General features: G+C 43.0%; 19 protein-coding genes and 1 pseudogene. 4 read left to right on the top strand and 16 right to left on the bottom strand.

Annotated elements, in window-relative coordinates:
* Positions 1–81: 81 nt before the first annotated feature.
* The 6 genes from carB to B7720_RS06870 form a co-directional block, all read right to left on the bottom strand.
* On the bottom strand, positions 82–3258 hold the full coding sequence (gene carB / locus B7720_RS06895) for a carbamoyl-phosphate synthase large subunit (RefSeq protein ID WP_084857226.1): 3177 nt from the start codon (positions 3256–3258) through the stop codon (positions 82–84).
* A gap of 448 nt (positions 3259–3706) precedes the next feature.
* Entirely contained in the window at positions 3707–4786 is a 1080-nt protein-coding gene (locus B7720_RS06890) for a carbamoyl phosphate synthase small subunit (protein WP_000166847.1), read from the bottom strand.
* Between the two features lie 49 nt (positions 4787–4835).
* Positions 4836–5759: an aspartate carbamoyltransferase catalytic subunit gene (locus B7720_RS06885; RefSeq protein WP_070800538.1), complete on the bottom strand. Its 924-nt coding sequence runs from the start codon at positions 5757–5759 to the stop codon at positions 4836–4838.
* Between the two features lie 18 nt (positions 5760–5777).
* Complete coding sequence (gene pyrR / locus B7720_RS06880) at positions 5778–6299, bottom strand: bifunctional pyr operon transcriptional regulator/uracil phosphoribosyltransferase PyrR (protein ID WP_049485335.1); 522 nt, start codon at positions 6297–6299, stop codon at positions 5778–5780.
* Positions 6300–6510: 211 nt separating this feature from the next.
* Entirely contained in the window at positions 6511–7140 is a 630-nt protein-coding gene (gene nth / locus B7720_RS06875) for an endonuclease III (RefSeq protein WP_084857224.1), read from the bottom strand.
* Positions 7141–7683: a YceD family protein gene (locus B7720_RS06870; protein ID WP_000773193.1), complete on the bottom strand. Its 543-nt coding sequence runs from the start codon at positions 7681–7683 to the stop codon at positions 7141–7143.
* A gap of 168 nt (positions 7684–7851) precedes the next feature.
* Here B7720_RS06870 and B7720_RS09810 point away from each other — a divergent pair.
* Positions 7852–8182: pseudogene (locus B7720_RS09810) on the top strand (helicase BlpT).
* 331 nt (positions 8183–8513) lie between these two features.
* The gene (locus B7720_RS06860) at positions 8514–10073 is read left to right on the top strand and encodes an ATP-binding cassette domain-containing protein (RefSeq protein ID WP_084857222.1); all 1560 of its coding nucleotides are present in this window, start codon (positions 8514–8516) and stop codon (positions 10071–10073) included.
* Positions 10074–10116: 43 nt separating this feature from the next.
* Here B7720_RS06860 and htpX read toward each other — a convergent pair whose 3' ends face one another.
* A complete protein-coding gene (gene htpX / locus B7720_RS06855; RefSeq protein WP_084857220.1) occupies positions 10117–11016 on the bottom strand; it encodes a zinc metalloprotease HtpX in 900 nt (299 codons plus the stop codon).
* 1 nt (position 11017) lies between these two features.
* Positions 11018–11578, bottom strand: coding sequence for a LemA family protein (locus tag B7720_RS06850; RefSeq protein ID WP_000219838.1), 561 nt, complete (start codon positions 11576–11578; stop codon positions 11018–11020).
* Positions 11579–11671: 93 nt separating this feature from the next.
* Here B7720_RS06850 and rsmG point away from each other — a divergent pair, with 93 nt between their 5' ends.
* Positions 11672–12385 (top strand): 16S rRNA (guanine(527)-N(7))-methyltransferase RsmG, encoded by a 714-nt coding sequence (gene rsmG, locus B7720_RS06845; protein ID WP_084857218.1) that lies wholly within the window; start codon positions 11672–11674, stop codon positions 12383–12385.
* 369 nt (positions 12386–12754) lie between these two features.
* Positions 12755–14038, top strand: coding sequence for a uracil-xanthine permease family protein (locus B7720_RS06840; RefSeq protein WP_162281774.1), 1284 nt, complete (start codon positions 12755–12757; stop codon positions 14036–14038).
* 44 nt (positions 14039–14082) lie between these two features.
* On the opposite strand, the gene B7720_RS06835 is transcribed toward B7720_RS06840, so the two are convergent.
* The 8 genes from B7720_RS06835 to thiI all read right to left on the bottom strand — a co-directional run bounded on the left by B7720_RS06835 (position 14083) and on the right by thiI (position 21907).
* On the bottom strand, positions 14083–14988 hold the full coding sequence (locus B7720_RS06835; RefSeq protein WP_084857214.1) for a DMT family transporter: 906 nt from the start codon (positions 14986–14988) through the stop codon (positions 14083–14085).
* Positions 14989–14996: 8 nt separating this feature from the next.
* Positions 14997–15932, bottom strand: a complete 936-nt coding sequence (locus tag B7720_RS06830; protein WP_084857212.1) for a serine hydrolase domain-containing protein — start codon at positions 15930–15932, stop codon at positions 14997–14999.
* Positions 15929–16654 (bottom strand): CppA N-terminal domain-containing protein, encoded by a 726-nt coding sequence (locus tag B7720_RS06825; RefSeq protein ID WP_084857209.1) that lies wholly within the window; start codon positions 16652–16654, stop codon positions 15929–15931. The genes B7720_RS06830 and B7720_RS06825 overlap by 4 nt, the downstream gene beginning before the upstream one ends.
* Before the next feature lie 110 nt (positions 16655–16764).
* A complete protein-coding gene (gla, locus tag B7720_RS06820) occupies positions 16765–17634 on the bottom strand; it encodes an aquaglyceroporin Gla (protein ID WP_084857207.1) in 870 nt (289 codons plus the stop codon).
* A gap of 157 nt (positions 17635–17791) precedes the next feature.
* Positions 17792–18958, bottom strand: a complete 1167-nt coding sequence (locus tag B7720_RS06815) for an ATP-grasp domain-containing protein (protein ID WP_084857206.1) — start codon at positions 18956–18958, stop codon at positions 17792–17794.
* A 12-nt stretch (positions 18959–18970) separates the two neighbouring features.
* On the bottom strand, positions 18971–19711 hold the full coding sequence (locus B7720_RS06810) for an esterase family protein (RefSeq protein WP_084857204.1): 741 nt from the start codon (positions 19709–19711) through the stop codon (positions 18971–18973).
* 20 nt (positions 19712–19731) lie between these two features.
* Positions 19732–20556 (bottom strand): alpha/beta hydrolase, encoded by an 825-nt coding sequence (locus B7720_RS06805; RefSeq protein WP_001016816.1) that lies wholly within the window; start codon positions 20554–20556, stop codon positions 19732–19734.
* Between the two features lie 136 nt (positions 20557–20692).
* A complete protein-coding gene (thiI, locus tag B7720_RS06800; protein WP_084857202.1) occupies positions 20693–21907 on the bottom strand; it encodes a tRNA uracil 4-sulfurtransferase ThiI in 1215 nt (404 codons plus the stop codon).
* Positions 21908–21909 lie beyond the last annotated feature (2 nt).

Below are 21909 nucleotides of genomic sequence, written 5' to 3'. Positions count from 1 at the left end.
TGGTTGAAATAGACAATAGCTGTATTGCAAAAGCCAGCGTCAGAAAACGCTGGCTTTAAAACTGTGAAAATTCTGTATCAACTAGATCGCTTCTGTAACAAAACTACGGCTTTCCAGCACTTTAAGCATGGCATTAGCAGTATCTAGAGCTGTAAAGAGTGGCACACCGTGTTCAATGGCTGAACGACGGATTTGCTCACCATCTTCGTCAGCAGTTCGTTTGGTTCCGACAGTATTGATGATCGCTTGGATTTTCCCTTTGCGGACAAAGCTTGGGATATCCTTCTCATCATCACCAATCTTACCAACAGGCTGGGCATGCAGTCCATGACTAGCAAAGAAGGCTGCTGTTCCTTCTGTCGCAAGGATACCATAACCGATATTTTGGAAACGACGAGCCAAGTCCAAGGCTTCATCTTTGGCATCATCAGCGATGGTAAAGACCACATTCCCAAAGGTTGGCAAGTGTAGGTAAGAAGCTTCAAAAGCCTTGTAGAGAGCTTTTTCCAAAGTAGTATCAGAACCCATAACTTCCCCTGTTGACTTCATTTCAGGACCGAGCAAGCTATCTACCTTAGCTAGTTTGGTAAAGGAGAAGACTGGTGCCTTGATATGAACGCGAGTGCTTTCTGGATAGAGTCCATCTTGATAGCCAAGTTCTTCAAGACTTTGCCCAAGAATGAGCTTGGTCGCTACCTGAGCCATAGGAATATTAGTTACCTTAGAAAGGAATGGCACCGTACGGCTGGCACGTGGATTGACCTCAATAACATAGACTTTTTCATCCTTGATAACAAACTGGATGTTCATCATACCAAGACAGTTGAGCCCAATCGCTAAACGTTTGGTATAGTCTGCAATGGTTTCCTGAACCTTTTGCGACAAGGTTTGTGGTGGGTAAACGGCCATTGAGTCACCTGAGTGGACACCGGCACGTTCGATATGTTCCATGATACCAGGGATAAGGACATTTTCTCCGTCTGAGATGGCATCAACTTCACACTCTTGCCCAACGATGTAAGAGTCAACAAGCACTGGGTGGTCTGGACTAGCCTTAACAGCGGTACGCATGTAAGAACGGAGGTCTTCTTCGTTTTCAACGATTTCCATGGCACGTCCACCCAAGACATAAGATGGGCGAACGAGGACTGGGAAACCAATCTTACGAGCTGCAAGCACGGCTTCTTCTTCATTGGTAGCCGTTTGTCCTGGTGGCTGTGGAATATCCAAGTCTTTAAGGGCTTGCTCGAAGAGGTCACGGTCTTCGGCACGGTCTAAGTCAGCTACTTGGGTACCAAGGATGGTCACACCTGCTTTTGCCAAAGGCTCCGCAAGGTTGATAGCTGTTTGACCACCAAACTGAACAATAACGCCTTTTGGTTGCTCCAAATCAATGACATTCATGACATCTTCGAATGTCAATGGTTCAAAGTAAAGTTTGTCTGATACCGAGAAGTCGGTTGAAACGGTCTCTGGATTTGAGTTCATAATGATAGCTTCATAGCCAGCTGCCTGAATCGCCTTTACCGAGTGAACGGTCGCGTAGTCAAACTCAACCCCTTGACCAATACGGATTGGACCTGAACCTAGGACAAGGACAGATTCCTTATCAGACTTGATAGACTCATTTTCCCATCCATATGTTGAATAGAAGTATGGTGTTTCAGAGTCAAACTCCGCTGCACAGGTATCGACCATCTTATAGACTGGAACAATCTTGTTTTCCAAACGTAGTTGGCGAGCTTGGTCAGCTGTCGTTTTCCAGAGTTCCGCAATCTTACGGTCTGAAAATCCATTGAGTTTAGCTGTTTTCAAGACTTCTAGATCTTGTGGATGAGCACCTAATTCTTGCTCAATTTCAAAGATGTGCAAGAGTTTATCCAGATAGAAGATATCAATCTTAGTCAATTCAGCAATTTCTTCTGGAGTGTAACCACGGCGAATGGCTTCTGATACGTAGAAGAGACGGTCATCTTGAGCCTTGACAACCTTTTCAATCAAGGCATCATCAGAAACGGTTGCCAGTTCAGGCATTTCATTATGGTGAACGCCAATTTCAAGTGAACGACATGCTTTTAGAAGAGATTCCTCGATGTTACGACCGATGGCCATGACTTCTCCAGTTGCTTTCATCTGAGTTCCAAGACGACGCTCACCTTTTTCAAACTTGTCAAATGGGAAACGTGGAATCTTAGCAACGACGTAGTCAAGAGCTGGTTCAAACATAGCATAAGTTGAACCTGTAACTGGGTTGATGACCTCATCCAGAGTCAAACCAACGGCAATCTTGGCAGCCAATTTGGCAATCGGATAACCCGTCGCCTTAGATGCAAGGGCTGACGAACGTGATACACGAGGGTTTACTTCGATAACATAGTACTTGAAGCTATACGGATCAAGGGCTAGCTGAACGTTACATCCACCTTCAATCTTGAGGGCGCGAATGATGCTCAAGCTGGCATCACGAAGCATTTGGTTTTCATAGTCTGACATGGTTTGAGCAGGTGCAAATACGATAGAATCCCCTGTGTGAATTCCAACTGGGTCAAAGTTTTCCATGTTACAAACAACCAAAGCATTATCAGCTGAATCGCGCATGACTTCGTACTCGATTTCCTTGAAACCTGCAATGGAACGCTCAATCAAACATTGGGTAACAGGTGACAGTTTCAACCCATTTTCAGCGATTTCACGAAGTTCTTCCTCGTTGGCACACATACCACCACCAGTACCACCTAGGGTAAAGGCTGGACGAACGATAACAGGGTAGCCGATTGATGCCGCAAAGGCAACTGCTTCTTCAACTGTATTGACAATTTCAGATTCTGGAATTGGTTGCTCAAGCTCTTCCATCAATTGTTTAAAGAGGTCACGGTCCTCTGCTTGGTCAATGGCAGACAATTTAGTTCCCAGTAGTTCGACACCCAATTCATCTAGAATACCGTTTTTAGACAATTCCATGGCCATATTGAGCCCTGTTTGACCACCAAGAGTTGGAAGCAAGGCATCTGGACGTTCCTTACGGAGAATACGAGTTACAAACTCAAGTGTGATTGGCTCGATGTAGACCTTGTCCGCAATCTCCTTGTCCGTCATGATGGTGGCAGGGTTTGAGTTCACCAAGACAACTTCATAACCTTCCTCTTTCAAAGACAAGCAGGCCTGGGTCCCCGCATAGTCAAACTCAGCAGCCTGACCAATAATAATCGGACCAGAACCAATCACCATAATTTTTTGAATATCAGTACGTTTAGGCATTTATAAGATATTAAGGGCGTCAAGCGGACAAAGCTAAAATAGGAGTTATGACGAAGAACTGTCAGTTCTAGGAATAACTATCTTTTTAGCACCGTCCGTAGCCCGTATTCAGTTCAGCAAATACGGACCACCCTTCTCCTTTCTATTCGGCAACTCTCGGGTTGCCATTAAATAAATTCTCCGACGATTTTTTAGAGAAACGATATTTTTCGATAAAAAATCTAGTGCAGGGAGTTTTTAGTTCGCCCGATAGCGACTAAAAGAAACGACCTGCCTTTCTATTCGTCGCCTCACAGAGCGACATTAAATAAGATACAAAGGACGAATAGAAAGCGATTGAATTTTAGGAAACCAAGGAAGGATTGACAATCCAAGTTGGTTTCTCTAAATTCCGAGCTTTCCGTCCGTGTTCAGTTACGTAAATTCTCCGACGAGCTTTTACTCGTTCTTAGTTTGCTTGTTTAAAAGCTTCCATCATCTCGATAAACTCGTCAAAGAGGTAGCTAGCGTCGTGTGGACCAGGAGCTGCGTCTGGGTGGAATTGTACAGAAAAACCTGGTTGGTATCTGTGACGAACTCCTTCAACTGACTTGTCATTGATTTCTTCGTGGGTGATGATCAAATGCTCTGGCAAGTCCTCACGACTGACTGCATAACCGTGGTTTTGGCTAGTAAAGTCTACACGGCCTGTAGCAATCTCACGTACCGCGTGGTTAAATCCACGATGACCAAATTTCATCTTGTAGGTCTTAGCACCGTTTGCCATGGCAAAGAGTTGGTGTCCCATACAAATACCGAAAATTGGAATTTTCCCTTGCACACCACGAATCATGTCCAGTGCTTCTGGAACATCTTCTGGGTTACCTGGACCATTTGACAACATAACTCCATCAGGATTTAGGTGAAGAATTTCTTCTGCCGTTGTTGAATACGGAACGACGGTCACGTTACAGTTACGCTTAGAAAGTTCACGTAAGATTGAGTGCTTGAGACCAAAGTCTACTAAGACCACACTCAAACCAACTCCAGGAGCTGGATAGGAAGTTTTAGTAGAAACCTGCTTGATATTGTCTGTCGGCAAGACTGTTGCTTGGAGCTGATCCGTCACATGGTCCATGCTGTCCCCAACGTGAGTCAAAGTTGCACGCATAGTACCGTGCTTACGGATAATCTTGGTAAGGGCACGCGTATCAATCCCTGAAATACCTGGAATTTTCTTAGCTTTCAAAAATTCATCCAAGGTCATTTGGTTGCGCCAGTTACTAGCTCGACGCGCCTCTTCAAAAACGACAACTCCCTTACAAGTTGGAATGATGGATTCGTAATCATCACGATTAATGCCATAATTTCCTACCAAAGGATAGGTAAAGGTCAAGATTTGCCCATTATAAGACTGGTCAGTAATGGATTCTTGATAGCCTGTCATCCCTGTATTAAAGACGATTTCGCCTGTTACATCTATATCTGCTCCGAAGGCCTTGCCTTCAAAAACTGTGCCATCTTCTAATACTAGAAGTCTTTTTGTCATATTTTCACCTCTCGTGGACGCTCACTGGCGTCTTTTAACGTCTTGTGTTTTAGTTGGCGTTTCTACTCGCCAATACGGATTCTAAAATTGCCATTCGAACAAAGACACCGTTGGTCATTTGTTGGACAATGCGTGATTTTGGCGCTTCAACCAAGTGGTCAGCAATTTCCACATCTCGATTCACTGGAGCAGGATGCATAATGATTGCTGTTTCTTTTAAGCGATTATAGCGTTCTTGGTTCAAACCGTGTTGAGCATGGTAGTCTTCTTTTAAAAAAACGGCTCCACTATCATGGCGTTCATGTTGAACGCGGAGTAACATCAAAACATCCACCTGATCAACAATCTCATCAATAGTTACAAACTGTCCATAGTCCGCAAACTCTTGACTTCTCCATTCCTCAGGTCCTGCAAAAAAGAGTTCAGCTCCCAAGCGTTTCAAAATTTGCATATTGGACTTGGCAACACGTGAGTGGTCCAAGTCGCCTGCAATAGCGACCTTGAGCCCCTCAAAGTGACCAAATTCTTCATAAATAGTCATCAAATCAAGCAAGCTCTGGCTAGGATGTTGTCCCGAACCATCCCCACCATTGATAATGGAAGTCGTAATCGACGGACTCGCAATCAACTCTCTGTAATAGTCGACCTCTGGGTGGCGAATCACACAGACATCCACTCCTAGAGCAGATAGGGTCAAAATAGTGTCATACAGTGTCTCACCCTTATTGACCGAACTAGTCTTCACATCAAAGTCCAGTCGCTCCAATCCTAGCTTAATCTCTGCCACTTCAAAGGACTTATGTGTCCGTGTAGAATCTTCAAAGAAGAGATTCGATACGATAGGTTTGTTCTCGTAGGGAAGTTGGGCTCCGTTTTTAAACTCGATCCCTCGTTTGATCAATTTCATCACTTGATCAACAGTGAGGTCTTCCATGGAAACCACATGGTTCAATGCTTGTTGATTTTCTGACATGGCTACTCCTTCAGCTTTCTAAGCTTCTTCAGTAATCAGAACTCTGTCTTGGCCATCAAGTTCTGTCATCTCTACGATGATTTCTTCAGAACGACTGGTTGGAATATTTTTCCCAACGTAATCTGGACGGATAGGCAATTCTCTATGTCCACGGTCAACTAGCACCGCAAGACTCACGCGCGCAGGACGACCATGACCAACAATATTATCAATAGCGGCACGGATGGTACGGCCTGTATAGAGTACATCATCCACCAAAATAACTTCACGGTCAGTCACATCAACAGAAATCAAAGAAGTATCTTCTCCGCTTTTAACATCGTCACGGAAAGGTTTAGTGTCCAATTCCACAACAGGAACTGTGATGTTTTCCAACTGCTCCAAGCGTTCTTTGATACGATGAGCAATGAAAACACCACGCGTTTTTATCCCTGCTAGGATAATCTTATTCAAATCCTTATTGCGCTCGATAATCTCATAAGTAATTCGCGTAATCGCTCGTTTGACAGTCAATTCGTCTACAACTTCTTTTGCCTTCATGACAAAAACCTCCAAAAAGAAAAGTCTCCTTAACAAGGAGACTTGAAATGTATAGCTAAGCGAGCCCTACTACAAATAGTATAGACTTCACCCTTCTACTTTATCGCGCTCCTTGCCTGCCTCACAGGACAGGTTTAAAGGATTATTTAGTTATCATTTACTATAGCACAAAGCACCCTTAAAATCAAGCAAAAACTTTTTCAGAGTCCCCTTAAACATTGCTAAAATCATATAATTGGGGATAATGGTTACATTCTGGATTTTTGGGATGGCAGATAGCTCGTCCAAAGTAAATCATGGCCTGGTGGGCTGCTAACCATTCTTCTGGTGGTAGGACGTCCATGACACGTTTTTCTACTTCGAGGGGCGTAGCCGATTTTTTAACGATATCGTGATGCTTACAGATACGCTCCACATGAGTGTCCACCGCAAAGGCTGGAATGCCAAATCCCACACTCAGTACGACATTAGCTGTTTTGCGTCCAACACCCGCTAGACTTTCTAATTCCTCTCGAGTCTGAGGGACTTGACCATCAAAATCGTCTAGTAACTGTTGGGCACATTTTTTAAGGAATTTGGCCTTATTTCGATACAGTCCCAGGCGAGAAATGTGTGAAGCAATTTCACTCTCTGTCGCGACAGACATGGCTTGCGGCGTTGGAAAAGCAGCAAAGAGACCTGGCGTCGCCTTATTTACCGCTGCATCTGTCGTCTGAGCTGACAACATCACTGCAACCAGTAGTTCAAAATGATTGCGAAAATCAAGACTAGGCTTAGCATCTGGAAAAAGGGCAATAATTTCCTCTATGACATGACGGGCACGTTTCTTGGATAAAACCATCTACTCGTCTCCATCAAACAGTCCTTGCAAGCCAGCAAATGGACTGTTTTCTTCTTTCTTGACTGTTTGTTGAGCTTGATATTCGTCTTCAGTCATGATTTGCCAGTCATTTCCTGACACAAAACCTTGGCCCGCCTCTTCTTCTGCCGTCAAGACCTTGATAGGGATATTGAGCAGAATATTATCTGCTACGCTCTCAGAAAGGTCGATTTCCCCATTTTCGATAGGCAAGACCAAATCATCATCTAGAACTTCCTGGTCTAGTTGGTTGGTCGCTCCTTCCATGAAAACTTCTGTGACTGGATAAGATTCAGCCAACTCAACTGGCTCCATACTGCGGCTGGAAGCAAGGACAATGGTATATGACAACTGATAGTCTAAGAAATACAGACGGTCTTCGTACTGCACCTTCCCCACTGCAAGGATATCTTTGACATCTAAAATTTCTTGATTCCGTTTACGCAAGTCTGCTGCCAGGTCTAAAGCTTGTTCAAAATGCAGGCCTTCAGGTTGCTTACGAATTTCTTGAATATTTAACTTCATATTTCCTCCATAAAGATGTACTCACTTGATTATACCATGAAAGGGCTATAAGTCAGCTTTCCAAACTTTGATATTAAAATCTCATTTTTTAACATATTTACTATGACATATTTTCTGATTAGTGCTATACTATAGGCAAGAATAGATCAGAGCAAGGAGGATGCTCACATGGAAGACAAAGCACTCATCACTGAAGCTTACCAACTCCTTTCCGAGTTAAATAAAAGCTACCAAAGCTGCAAACAAGGAACAGCCGATGATCTTCGACTGCAAGAGCTGCTGAACACCACTCTTAAGGAACTAAAAAAAAGCAGAAAAGCTGGACAACAGTATCTTAATCGACCTTGAGAAATTTTACCAACGCACCAGTCTTCTGATTGGACTAGGGAGCCTAAAACTGAATGATCAAGCACGCACCGCTTGGCGCAACTATGACAAGTTCCACTACGAGCACGTCAAACACGTACTGACTCTCTATGGACCTGTTTTTGGATTTTAGAGCTTGAAATTACTTGTTTTCTATTGACAAAATTTCCTGAAAGGTATAGGATAGAGGTACTAATACTCGGAGGTAAGGGAGACATGAACAACTAAGTCTATCAAATAAAGAATCTTTATTTAGTAGATCTTGTTTTTGTCTCTTTTTGTGTGCTCTTTTTATACTAGATTTTCTAGTATCTTGTTCTCATTGAAAATCGAAAAACTAGAAAGCTATGCTCCTCTTGGGTTGGGTTAGGCAGCTCCAAGCTAGTTTGACGAGTTTTTCAACGAGGATAATAGAGTTTTGACAGTGACTTTGGGCTCTACTAGATAAAGTAGAGCTTTTTGTTATGCACAATGGACATTCTAGAAAGGGCAACAATATGATAAAAATCAATCATCTAACCATCACTCAAAACAAAGATCTACGGGATCTTATATCTGACCTAACCATGACTATCCAAGACGGAGAAAAGGTTGCTATCATTGGTGAAGAAGGAAATGGTAAATCGACTTTACTACGAGCTTTAATGGGGGAGGCATTACCTGATTTTACTATCAAGGGCGACATCCAGTCTGACCTTCAATCACTGGCATGCATTCCTCAAAAAATCCCTGAAATCCTGAAAAATAGGACTCTACATGACTACTTCTTTTTAGATTCTGCTGATTTAGACTACAGCATTCTTTATCGTTTGGCGGAGGAGTTGCACTTTGATAGCGACCGTTTTGCTAGCGACCAAGAAATTGGTAGCCTCTCGGGGGGCGAATCTTTGAAAATTCAGCTCATCCACGAGTTAGCCAAACCCTTTGAGATTCTATTTTTGGATGAACCTTCAAATGACCTAGACCTTGAGACGGTTGATTGGCTAAAAGGTCAGATTCGAAAGATTAGGCAAACTGTTATTTTCATTTCCCATGATGAAGACTTTCTTTCTCAAACGGCTGATACTATTGTCCACTTGCGACTGGTCAAGCATCGGAAAGAAGCGGAAACGCTAGTCGAGCATTTAGACTATGATCGCTATAGTGAGGAGAGAAAGGCTAATTTTGCAAGACAAAGCCAGCAAGCTGCTAACGACCAGAGAGCCTATGACAAAACCATGGAAAAACATCGCCGCGTCAAGCAAAATGTAGAAACTGCACTTCGAGCTACCAAAGACAGTACTGCCGGTCGCCTATTGGCTAAAAAGATGAAAACTGTTCTCTCTCAAGAAAAACGCTTTGAAAAGGAAGCTCAGTCCATGACCCAAAAGCCACTTGGAGAGGAACAAATCCAACTTTTCTTTTCAGACATCCAACCATTACCGGCTTCTAAAGTCTTAATCCAACTGGAAAAAGAAAATTTATTCATTGGCAAGCGCATTTTAGCTCAGGAGTTACGACTAACAGTCCGTGGCCAAGATAAAATCGGTATCATCGGGCCAAATGGTGTTGGGAAATCAACTCTGTTAGCCAAGTTGCAACAACTGCTCAGCGCCAAAAGAGAGATTTCACTTAGTTTTATGCCACAAGATTACCATAAAAAACTACAATTGGATCTATCTCCAGTAGCCTATCTCAGCCAAACTGGACAAAAAGAGGAACTACAGAAAATCCAATCTCACCTAGCCAGTCTCAATTTCAACTATCCAGAGATGCACCACCAAATCCGCTCCCTATCTGGCGGGCAACAAGGTAAACTCCTACTTTTGGATTTAGTGTTGCGCAAACCAAACTTTCTCCTTCTGGATGAGCCTACACGTAATTTTTCTCCCACTTCTCAACCCGAAATCAGAAAACTCTTTGCCTCCTATCCCGGCGGTCTGATCACTGTTTCACATGATCGACGTTTCTTAAAAGAGGTCTGTACGAGTATCTATCGTTTGACAGAAAATGGTTTGGAAGTCGTTGATTTACAAGATTTATAAATGTTGAACATAGCAAAAATCCAGAGACGACCTCTGGATTTTTTTACATGTGTTTCAAGCGTTCGATTCGTTCTGAGATAGGTGGGTGGGTATAAAAGAGTTTTTGAAGTCCCCCACCTTTCTTAGGATCATTGATATAAAGAGCGCTGCTGGCATCATCAACATGGTGATGCATTGGCTCGCTATTCTCCAACTTGCGCAGTGCATTGATCATCCCTTGAGGATTGCGAGTCAGCTCCACACTGGATGCATCCGCCAGAAATTCCCTCTGACGGGAAATTGCAAGTTGCACCAAAGTTGCCGCGAGAGGTGCTAGAACAATGGCTAAGAGAGAGATAACAAGCATGATAATCTCCAAACCATTTCCATCACGATCATTATCACTCCGTCTGCGACCTGCGCCACCCCACCACATCATCCGTCCTGCCATACTAGACAGAAGGGTAATGGCACTGGCAAGGGCAACAGCAATGGTCGAAATACGGATATCATAGTTCCGGATATGACTGACTTCATGCCCCATTACTGCTTCTAGCTCCTCACGGTTCATGATGGCTAGGAGACCCGAAGTGGCTGCGACAGCTGCATTCTGCGGATTCGAACCTGTTGCAAAGGCATTTAAAGATGAATCCTCAATGATGAAAACACGAGGCATGGGAATCTGAGCGACCATGGCCATATCTTCTACTACATGGTAGAGGTTTGGAGCTGTTTGCTCATCAACCTCACGCGCCCCATTCATAGACATGACAATCTCTGTCGATTGAAAGATCATGGTCAGAGCGTAGATAAGACCAATAATCAAGGCAATAATCATGCCACCAAGACCTGAGCGCATGAAGAGATAGCCAACCGCATAACCAACCAAGGCCAAGAGTAGGAAGAAAACCAGCAACAAAATCCAGGTTTTTCGTTTATTGCTCGCAATTTGATCAAACAACATCTTAGTCACCTAATCCGCTAAAGTCAACTTTAGGAACTGCCTTTTCCTCTTCAGGTGTTTGAAGGAAGTCTGCAGCTTTAAATCCAAATAGTCCTGCGATGATGTTGCTTGGGAAACTTTCAAGTTTTACATTGTAGTTGCTGACAACACTGTTGTAGAGTTGGCGTGAGTAAGAAATTTTATTTTCAGTATTGGTCAACTCTTCTTGTAATTTGATAAAGTTAGCACTAGCTTTCAAGTCTGGGTAATTCTCTGCTACTGCAAAGATACCAGAAATCTGGCGGGTAAGGGCATCACTGGCCTTCATAGCTTCAGCTGGTGAAGTTGCTGCGGCTACTTGTCTTCGAAGTTCTGTCACTTTTTCCAAGGTAGAACCTTCATATTTCGCATAGCCTTTGACTGTTTCAATCAAGTTTGGGAGGAGATCATTACGACGCTTCAACTGAACATCGATCTGGCTCCAAGCCTCCTTGGTCTGCATACGATTTTTAACCAAACCGTTATAGCTAACAATCACAAAAATAACAATCAGAGCCAAAACTCCAAGAATAATCCAAGTCATAATCTTATTCCTTTCTGCTTTTAGATTACTACCAGTATATCAAAATTTTAATGAATATGGTAAAATAAGATGATACTAGAGAAGGAAACTACTATGAAACCAGAAACATTTTACAGCCTACTAGCTGAGCAAAATCTTCCACTTTCGGACCAGCAAAAGAACCAATTTGAACGGTATTTTGAACTCTTGGTCGAGTGGAATGAAAAGATTAACCTGACCGCTATTACAGACAAGGAAGAGGTTTATCTCAAACATTTTTATGATTCGATTGCACCTATTCTGCAAGGCTTGATTTCAAATGAAACTATCAAACTTCTTGATATCGGGGCTGGGGCAGGATTTCCTAGTCTACCCATGAAAATCCTCTATCCTCAGTTAGATGTGATCATCATTGATTCGCTCAATAAGCGCATTAACTTCCTTCAACTTTTGGCTCAAGAGTTGGATTTGGATGGTGTTCACTTCTACCATGGACGGGCAGAAGACTTTGCCCAAGACAAGAACTTCCGTGCCCAGTTTGATATGGTGACGGCTCGTGCGGTTGCCCGTATGCAGGTTTTGTCTGAGCTGACCATTCCCTATCTTAAAGTCGGCGGAAAACTATTGGCACTCAAGGCCAGCAATGCTCCTGAGGAATTGCTAGAAGCCAAGAATGCCCTCAACCTCCTCTTTAGTAAGGTAGAGGACAACCTCAGCTATGCTCTGCCAAATGGAGATCCGCGCTACATCACTGTGGTCGAAAAGAAAAAAGAAACCCCAAATAAATATCCACGTAAGGCTGGCATGCCCAACAAACGCCCACTTTAAACAATGGTGCCCCCTTGTTTAAAATTCAGAAAACCATTTACAAAATCAACTTCGCTCTCACATTTCTAGACTCGGGAAAAATTCGTTTACAAAACGGACCTCGCTCTCGCATTTCCGGGACCGGGAAAAATTCGTTTACAAAACGAACCTCGCTCTTACATTTCTAGGCTCGGGAAAAATTCGTTTACAAAACGAATTTTTTCTGCTATACTATCCTAAGCAAAGGTTTTTAATGTCATCCTGTGAGGTGACGAAGGCGCAGATTTATATAAATTTTTAAAAGATAGCTATTTTTTAAAAAGTCTTACTCTGAGGGCCTATTGCTGCAAAATAATGGGCTCTTTTTTGGTGCCCAAAAGTGAGGTTTTTATGAAACAGGAATCAACTGTTGACTTGTTACTAGACGTTGATCAACGTCCTTCTGCTGGTAAAGGTATTCTTCTAAGCTTCCAGCACGTATTTGCCATGTTTGGCGCAACCATTCTCGTTCCCTTAATTTTGGGAATGCCCGTATCGGTTGCTCTCTTCGCTTCCGGTATTGGAACACTTATCTACATGATTTCTACTGGCTTTAAGGTTCCAGTTTATCTAGGTTCTTCATTCGCCTTTATCACAGCTATGTCTCTAGCCATGAAAGAAATGGGAGGCGATGTCTCTGCTGCTCAAACGGGGGTAATCTTGACTGGTTTGGTCTATGTTCTTGTAGCAGCAAGTGTTCGTTTTGCAGGTACGAAATGGATTGATAAACTCTTGCCACCAATCATTATCGGACCTATGATTATCGTTATCGGTCTTGGTCTTGCTGGTTCTGCTGTAACGAATGCTGGACTTGTAGCAGACGGAAACTGGAAGAACGCTCTTGTAGCCGTTGTTACATTCTTGATTGCCGCCTTTATCAATACAAAAGGAAAAGGTTTCCTTCGTATCATTCCTTTCCTCTTTGCCATCATCGGTGGGTACATTTTCGCAATGCTTCTTGGTTTGGTTGACTTTACCCCAGTACTTCAAGCCAACTGGTTTGAAGTCCCTGGTTTCTACTTGCCATTTAGTACAGGTGGAGCCTTTAAAGAGTACAACTTGTACTTCGGTCCTGAAACAATCGCCATCTTGCCGATCGCTATTGTAACCATTTCAGAACACATCGGAGACCACACCGTTTTGAGCCAAATCTGTGGCCGTCAATTCCTAAAAGAACCAGGACTTCACCGTACGCTTCTCGGTGACGGTATCGCGACATCTGTATCTGCCTTCCTCGGTGGACCAGCTAATACGACCTACGGCGAAAATACAGGAGTTATCGGGATGACTCGTATCGCTTCTGTCTCTGTTATCCGTAACGCGGCCTTCATCGCCATTGCTCTTAGCTTCCTAGGTAAATTCACTGCCTTGATTTCAACCATTCCAAATGCTGTGCTTGGTGGCATGTCCATCCTTCTCTACGGAGTTATCGCCAGCAACGGTCTAAAAGTTTTGATTAAAGAGCGCGTTGACTTCAGTCAAATGCGTAACCTCATCATTGCTAGTGCCATGTTGGTACTTGGACTTGGTGGAGCCATCCTCAAACTTGGGCCAGTTACACTTTCAGGTACTGCTTTATCAGCCATGACAGGAATCATCTTGAACTTAATCTTGCCACACGAAAATAAAGACTAATCATCTATACATACAAAATCCACTCGATTGAGTGGATTTTTTTATTACTTACTCTTTATTTCCAACAGTAAATCTTTCAATGAAATAATGGTCACGGCTAGTAAAATCATAGCCATACCGACAAAATCAATCACATAAAACTGTTCCTTCATAATCAGAAAGGCAAAGAAAACGGCAGAAATTGGTTCTATGGAAGCTAATAAACTAGACTTAACAGGGCCTATCAGACTAGCTCCCTTTAGGAAAGCTGTATAGGCAAAGACCGTTCCGATGATGATAATCCCAGCAAATGCAAAGAGAAAATCTAAGCTAGTCGGTATGCTGGCCTGTAAGACTCCTGTGAAAGGAAGAGCCACTACACCAGAAATAACCATCCCGACACCAATCACCAAAATACTACCCCACTTCTTAATCAAAGCAATAGGAAGGATGATATAGAGGGCATAGGTCAAGGCTGAAAAGAGGCCCCAGAACAGACCTAGGGGTGTGACAGACAACTGGTCAAGTTCCCCGTGCGTCGCAATCAGAAAGGTTCCTCCTATAGCCAATCCAATCGAAATAATCTCAGCCAGTGTCGGTGCTACCCTATCCTTCATACAGGTATAAACCAAGATCCCAACGGGGCACACATACTGGAGAACTGTCGCTGTTCCAGCATTGGTCTCCTGAATGGCAGAAAGATAGGCAAACTGGTTTAAGAAAAGTCCGAACACTGCAAATAGCAACAGAGATAGCAGACTTTTTCTATCTTTTAAAAAAGCATAGAGTTTATCCTTTGCAGTCACGTAGGATAAGAACACCAGTGCCAAGCCTGCAATGATAAGTCGCAAATTGGTCAAGACTAGAGCGGAAATCCCGTGTACCATCAGGTATTGGCCACTGGTTCCAGACAAGCCCCAAGCAATTCCTGCTACTACTGTATACAGAGTTCCTTTTACGATTTTTGACATGCTTCCCCCTACTCTTCTTGACGAATCATTTCCATGACTTGGTTTCGGTCAACTATCCACTGGGCACGCTCATCCTTCTCATACGTTCGATTGGATAAAAAGATAGCCGCTTCTTGTTTCTCTCGATTCCACATGATAAAGGTACCAGTATAGCCCGTATGGTCGAGCCAGGCGCCCTCCAGGTTCCAAGCTAGCGAACGCTCCTTATCATCTAAAGGAGAAAAATTTCGGCTCAATTCTGCAGCAAAATCATCTTTCAAGTAATGTTCCAGAAAGATCTGCAAATCCTTAACAGTCGAAAACAAACCAGCACTTCCAGCGTGTTTCCCTAATAGACGGGCTTTGGGATCGTGAATGATTCCGGCCTCTACTCCTCTCACTGTTGGTACAGCTTGCTCAACGGGGCCGAACTTGGTCTCCTTCATCCCCCATGCTTCCAAAACTTGTTCTTCTATAATCTGATCCAAGTCTTGGTCAAAGATTTTTTCCAAAAGAAATCCTAAGAGTAAAAAGTGAACGTCCGAGTATAGGAAGGCTGACTGATTTCGTCTGTTGAGGTGAAACATGGCTTCTCTTAATTCCTCTGCCCTTAACTTGTCTCGATTGGGAATAAAGGGGTCCAAGTCTGTGGCATGGGTCAGAAGCTGCCGTATAGTGATATCAGGATAATCACACTCCGGTAAAAAATCCGTTACCGGTCGCTCAATATCGAATGTGCCCTGCTGCCACAAGAAGGTCAAAACCGTCCCCACTCCCACGACCTTACTCACACTGGCTAGATCATAAACCAAACCACTTTCTGTCTTCAAGTCTCTTTCTGGATCACTCAATCCTAGATAAGACTCTTTCCATTCACCATCCTTATAATACGCAAAAGAGGCCCCGGGATAAATCCCTGCCTCAATTTGATTTTCTATTTTTCTTAGAATTTTTTCCCACTTCATGCTTCTTCAAACCACAATTCAATGTTATTGGTATCTTTACCGAGGAAGAATTTTTCCGACTTTGGAATAAAATAGTCTGTGCCCTCAAATTTCTGACGAAGACTGATTAGATCAAAATTCTTGACTAAAAATTTTAACATCGTCAGGTCCCAAGTGACATTGTTTTCAACAGCCAAATCTGGTCCTTGCCCTTTAGTAAAGGTAATTGCTGGCGCTACTCCTTCAGGATCAAGTAAACTTTCTGTCCCTTCAGGCAAACGCAACTCCATAGAAACCTCAAATTGGCTCACGTATTTTATACCTGTATTTGAATAAAATTCAGGAGCGGTTTCCAGTGGTACCAGATCTCTTACATCATTTTCCGCATGAACAAGAATCACATCCTCTTCAGGTGAAACAATCTCAAAAGCATACCCACGGTTACCTTTAAATAAGCGAGGAAGAGACTTCATTTGAGAAAGAAGGGCCTCGATTTCAGAAGGATTCTCAACCTTTATCAAGAGTCTAGCTAGCTTCTTAAGCCCTTCAACTCTGCGTGTTCTCATGCTTGGAGCCTCTTCTAAAATCAATCTCTCCGTAGCTGTCTGATCACCTAAGGAAAGAAAGGCAGACTCTTCCAGCAAAGGTTTCATCCCCAGGGTTTCAATGTAAAATCTTTCATTTAATTTTCGATTATTAACTTTTAAAGTCGGAACGATCCGAACAATCTCATTCACATTCATAAATTCCTCCAACTCTTTTATTTTAAAGGATTTTCGAATATTTTACAAGCCATATCTATTTTATTTAGAAATTTTATAACAAAAAAACTGGGATACCCCAGTTTCATTTCTTATAGGTAAAGTAGTTTGAATAGTGCTACTGCCGCAATACCCGCTGCAATTGGAGCTACAACTGGAACCCATGCATACCACCATTTTGAATCACCCTTGTGTTGACCAAGAACTGATTTTGGAAGGAGTTCGTGAAGAAGACGTGGTCCAAAGTCACGAGCTGGGTTCAAACCAGGTCCAGTAGGTCCACCGAGTGAAGTTACCAAAGCCATCACTAGGAAACCGAGTGCCAAGTGTGCAACTGAGATCCCAGCAGCTGTATGTGGAGCTACTTGAGCTTTCACTGCCAATTCACTTAAATCAACAGTTTGTCCAGCTTGAGTAGCCATTTGTTTCATGTATTGAAGAACCTCTGCACCAAAGAAGTTTTTAGTCAAACCAAGTGCTGCAAAGAAAAGAACAAATGAACCTACAAACTCATTGAGGAAGCCGTTAACAGTAGCTGCAAAACGTGATTCTTTTGTACCGTGGTCAATGCTTGAAATTGTTGAGAAGGTACCCAAGATATTGTTAGGGTTCTCTGTCTTCAAGTAGTAAGGACGGTGAGTCGCTACAACCAAAGCTTGACCAAAGATTGCTCCCAAAACTTGTGCTAGGATGTAATATGGTACTTGCTCCCAAGAGAAAAGTCCACTAACAGCAAGTCCAAGAGTGAAAGCTGGGTTGATGTGGTTACCAGATACATTACCAAACATCAAAGCTGGGATCATAACCCCCATACCATAACCAACCGCGATAACGAGCCAGCCACTTTGGTGACCTTTCGTACCATTAAGTTCAACGTTAGCAACTGCACCATTACCAAGAATGATCAAAATAGCAGTTCCCAAGAATTCTGTGGCATATTTAATAGCCCATGTAAAATCCATTTGATAGATTCTCCTTAAATTTTTTTAGACAATCCTTATTCTATCAATTTTTAGCCCTTTTAGCAATATCTTTTCTAAAAGAATCTATGGAAAACGCTTTATTTAACTTATCTTTAAGAAAAGGACAAAAGGGGTCAAACACCTTTCATCCTAATCGTTATTCTTGACGTTGACCAAAGTCTGCTAACATCTGATCCAGCTCCTCACGACTTGGAGTTGTCAACATATAGAGAATATCTCCTTGTAACTCTGCAAAGGCTGCTGGCATGATTTTCTTAGCCTTAAAACCTCCTTGGTATTTAGCTAGTAATTCCTCTTCTGAGTAAACATAATGTGAACTTAAACGCCGAGCAGTCGCCAAGCAATAGAGGGGTTCAAAATATGAACCAGGGAACGGCTCTCCTGCTACGATAGCCGCATAACCTCGGTAGAGGTCAAAAGAGTGGGCATAATTGTAAACATCAATGGTAAAGCCACCTGCAGGACGGTTATTGTACTCAATGGCAATGTAGTCGTCCCCGTCACGGAAAAACTCGATATGGAAAAAGCGCTCTTTCATACCAAATTCCTTGACAATGGCCTCGCCATACTTACGCAGTTTGGGATCCATATCCTTGAGCACATAGTAGGAATTGTCCATCTTATAGATCATCAGATCAAGTGGTGTATGGGCATAATCGAAAGTCGTTGAAAAGACGATGTTGCCATCCTTGTCCACAAGTCCGTCAAAGGTGCAGATTTCGCTAGAAGTGACAAATTTCTCAAAGAAATACACGGTTGAATGGTCCCATTCAGCCTTAAAGTGATTTACATCGTCTTCTGTCTCAAGCTTAAAGGTTGCTGCCGCTCCCACTCCATTGTCAGGTTTGGCAATCATTGGTAGACCGATTTCGTTCACTGCTTTATCCACATCTGCTTCCGTCTGGATAACAGTACCAGGTACCACAGGGACACCTGCTTTTTTGAAAAGTTTCTTCATCTCAGACTTAAACTTGGTCTTTTTGAGATCCTCTGGTTTGGCACCAAAAACATTGAATTGCTCACGAAGTGCTGCATCCAGCTCAAGCCAGTATTCATTGTGGGACTCGATGCGGTCGATTGGTCCATGCTTGTAGAACAGAAAGGCAACAGCACGCTTGACTTCGTCTATGTTTTCAAGATTATCTACACGGAAATACTCAGTCAGGCTATTGCGCAAAGGTTCATCAAGTTGTTCGTAGGGCTCCTGACCAATTCCCAAAACGGTGATGCCTTTATTGGCTAGCTCGATGGTAAACTGTTGGAAGTTTTGCGGATAGTAGGGAGAAATAACAAGGTAATTCATAGGCAACTCCTTTTATAGATACAGGTGTCCAAGAAAATAGGGCATTTGTTTACGCCACCATTCCCAGTCGTGGGCGACATCGTGTCCCCATTCAGCAAACCAGGCTGGAATTTGTTTCTGGTCAAAGGCTTCTTTAAGCTTGTAGAAAGATGGTAGACCGTCTTGTTCCCAGGCACCAAGGCCCGTACAAACGACGATTTCTGCCTGACGGTAACGATCAATAAACCAGCCATCGTTTTGATTCCAGATATAATCTACAGGCGAGTTTTGGTAAATAGCATCATCATTGTAGTAATCGCCAACAAAGAAACGCGCGTCGTAAACACCACTGAGGGCAATTACCTTGGTAAAGACATCTGGATGCTGAAGAAAGAAATTGAGTGCATGATAGGCCCCCATCGAGCAACCTGTCGTCATCATGCCATCAAACCAACCTGTCTTATACTTGATAAAAGGAATGGCCTCCTCAATCACATAGCGTTCGTAGGCACGATGCATCTCCGCCTGGTCATGACCATTTTTCCAAGTAGCCAACCAGCTCTCACTGTCCACACTGGAGAGCGTAAAGAACTGGACTCGCCCTTCCTCTATAAATGAAGCACAGGCATCAATCATGCCAAAATCATAGTATTCGTTGTGACTGCCACCAGATGAAGCAAAAACAACAACTGGAATCCCAGCATGTCCATAACGGTTGAGGTACATTTCACGGTTGAGATTGCCACTCCAGTGGCTGAGGTTTTCAATATGCATTGGCTTTCTCCTTTCCTAACTTACCATTTCTCTGCAAAAAATCGGAGACAGTCTGGCAAATTTTCCGACCAAGGTATTTCACTATGGATGGCACCAGACTGAACTTTCAAGACCAGATTATCCAAGCCTACTCCACCTGCAATCAAATCACGGTAATAGCGAAGCGACGAGTCGATATAGGCTTGCTTGATATTGCCAGCCATTAGGGTCTTGTCCGTATCGTCTGCTTCTTCTGTTCCTACATAGATGAAAATGCGCTGTTCGGGCGACAATTTCTTCCGCTCGATATAGCGGTTAAAGGCTTCTTGGTGAAGCCAGTTAGCAGATGAGAAGACACCTAGACAACCAATTCGGTCTTGGTACTCTAGTCCGATAAACTGAGTAATATTGCCTCCTAGTGACGAACCAATCATAGCCGTGTGCTGGCGATCAGCTTTGGTACGGTAGGTTTCATCGATAAAAGGCTTGACCACCTCCATGACAAACTCGGCATACTCCACACCCTTACCGCCAAACTGCTGGCCTGGGATAGGAGATTCTTGAAATTTCCAAGCCGCATACTCATTCATCCGTCCCATGCCATCATTATCTATGGCAACGACAATCATGCGGCTGATGTCTGGATTTCGTTTAATGGCTGGAATAATCTTCCAAGAGTGTCCGATATAAGACTCCTTGCTGTAAAAGACATTTTGCCCATCATGAAAGTAAACAACAGGGTAAAAACGGTCTGTGTCTTTCTCGTAGTCCTTTGGCAGGAGCACACGCACACGACGCTCTTTTCCTGTATAAGGAACCTTAAGTTTGTGTTCTTTCATTTTTAAATAAAAGTAGGAATGATTCATTGTCAGAAAACTCTCTATATTCAAAATTTTATCTTATTATACCATAAAAATAGAAAAAAAGTCAGTAAATGTCCATTTTAAGGATAAATAACTAACTTTTTTCATTTATTTTTCTGAATTCTTCTGGATTTTCTGATTAGAGGAGATTGTCAATTAACTCATCGACAGCATCTTTTTCAACCTGGGGAGTGATTTCAGTAATCATGATACCTGCCACTGCTCGCTCAACCAAGCCTTCAACATCCATGCGTTTTTCATACTGCTCTGCATTCTCTATCTTAGGATTGGTCTTAGGACGATCAGGTGCAAAAATAGTACAGCAGTCTTCAAAAGGCTGGATTGAAATTTCAAAGGTATCGATTTCCTGCGCGATGTCAATGATTTCCAACTTGTCCATCGTAACCACGGGACGAATAATTGGAGTGCTAGTCACAGCGTTGATAGTCTGCATGCTTTCCAAGGTCTGGCTAGCTACTTGGCCAAGACTTTCCCCATTAATGATGACTAAACCATTTCGTACCTCACGGATACGGTCGGTAATGCGCATCATAAAACGACGTGTCAAGGTCATAAGGTAGGCTTCTGGCGCTTTAGCCTTGATTTCCTCTTGAATCTCTGTGAAAGGCACCTCGATAAACTGGATATTGCCCCCAAACTTGGTCAATTTGCGGGTCAAATCTTGGGCTTTCTTAAGGGCACCAGGACTAGTATATGGTGGGCTGGCAAAGTGAACGGCCTCAATATCTACCCCTCGTTTAAGAGCTAGATAACCTGCCACGGGTGAATCAATACCCCCTGACAACATGAGCATGCCTTTACCAGAACTTCCCACAGGTAATCCTCCTGCTCCACGGAAGGTTTCATAGGAAAGGTAGGCCGCTTCCTCACGAATCTCAACTTGAAGATTAATATCTGGATTTTTCATCTGAGCTTGCACGTTTGGAATAGCCTCGAAAACAGCTCCACCAAGAGTTTGATTGAGTTCACGGCTGTCCAATTCAAAGTTGTGGTCGCTACGCTTGCTAGTGATTTTAAAGGTCATCCCTTCCTTGTAGATTTCCTTCATAATCTCTTGGACAGCAGATTTCAGAACTTCTACAGACTTTTCAACCTTATAAACGGGAGAAAAATTTTGGATCCCAAAAACTTGTTTGAGAGATTCTGATACTGCTGTATAATCAGCTCCATTCAGGTAAGCGTGGGCACGGTCGCGATCTGCGGTTACCTTAACTTGGGGATAGATGGACAAAACGTCCGAAATATTATTACGAAGTTTATTGATGAAACGCATACGATTTTTGTGCTTGGTTGACAATTCTCCATAGCGAATCATAATTTCTGAATACTGCATAA

The sequence above is a fragment of the Streptococcus oralis subsp. oralis genome (assembly GCF_002096455.1).
GTDB classification, from domain to species: Bacteria; Bacillota; Bacilli; order Lactobacillales; family Streptococcaceae; genus Streptococcus; species Streptococcus oralis_CY.
This window is presented reverse-complemented; position numbering and strand designations above follow the sequence as displayed.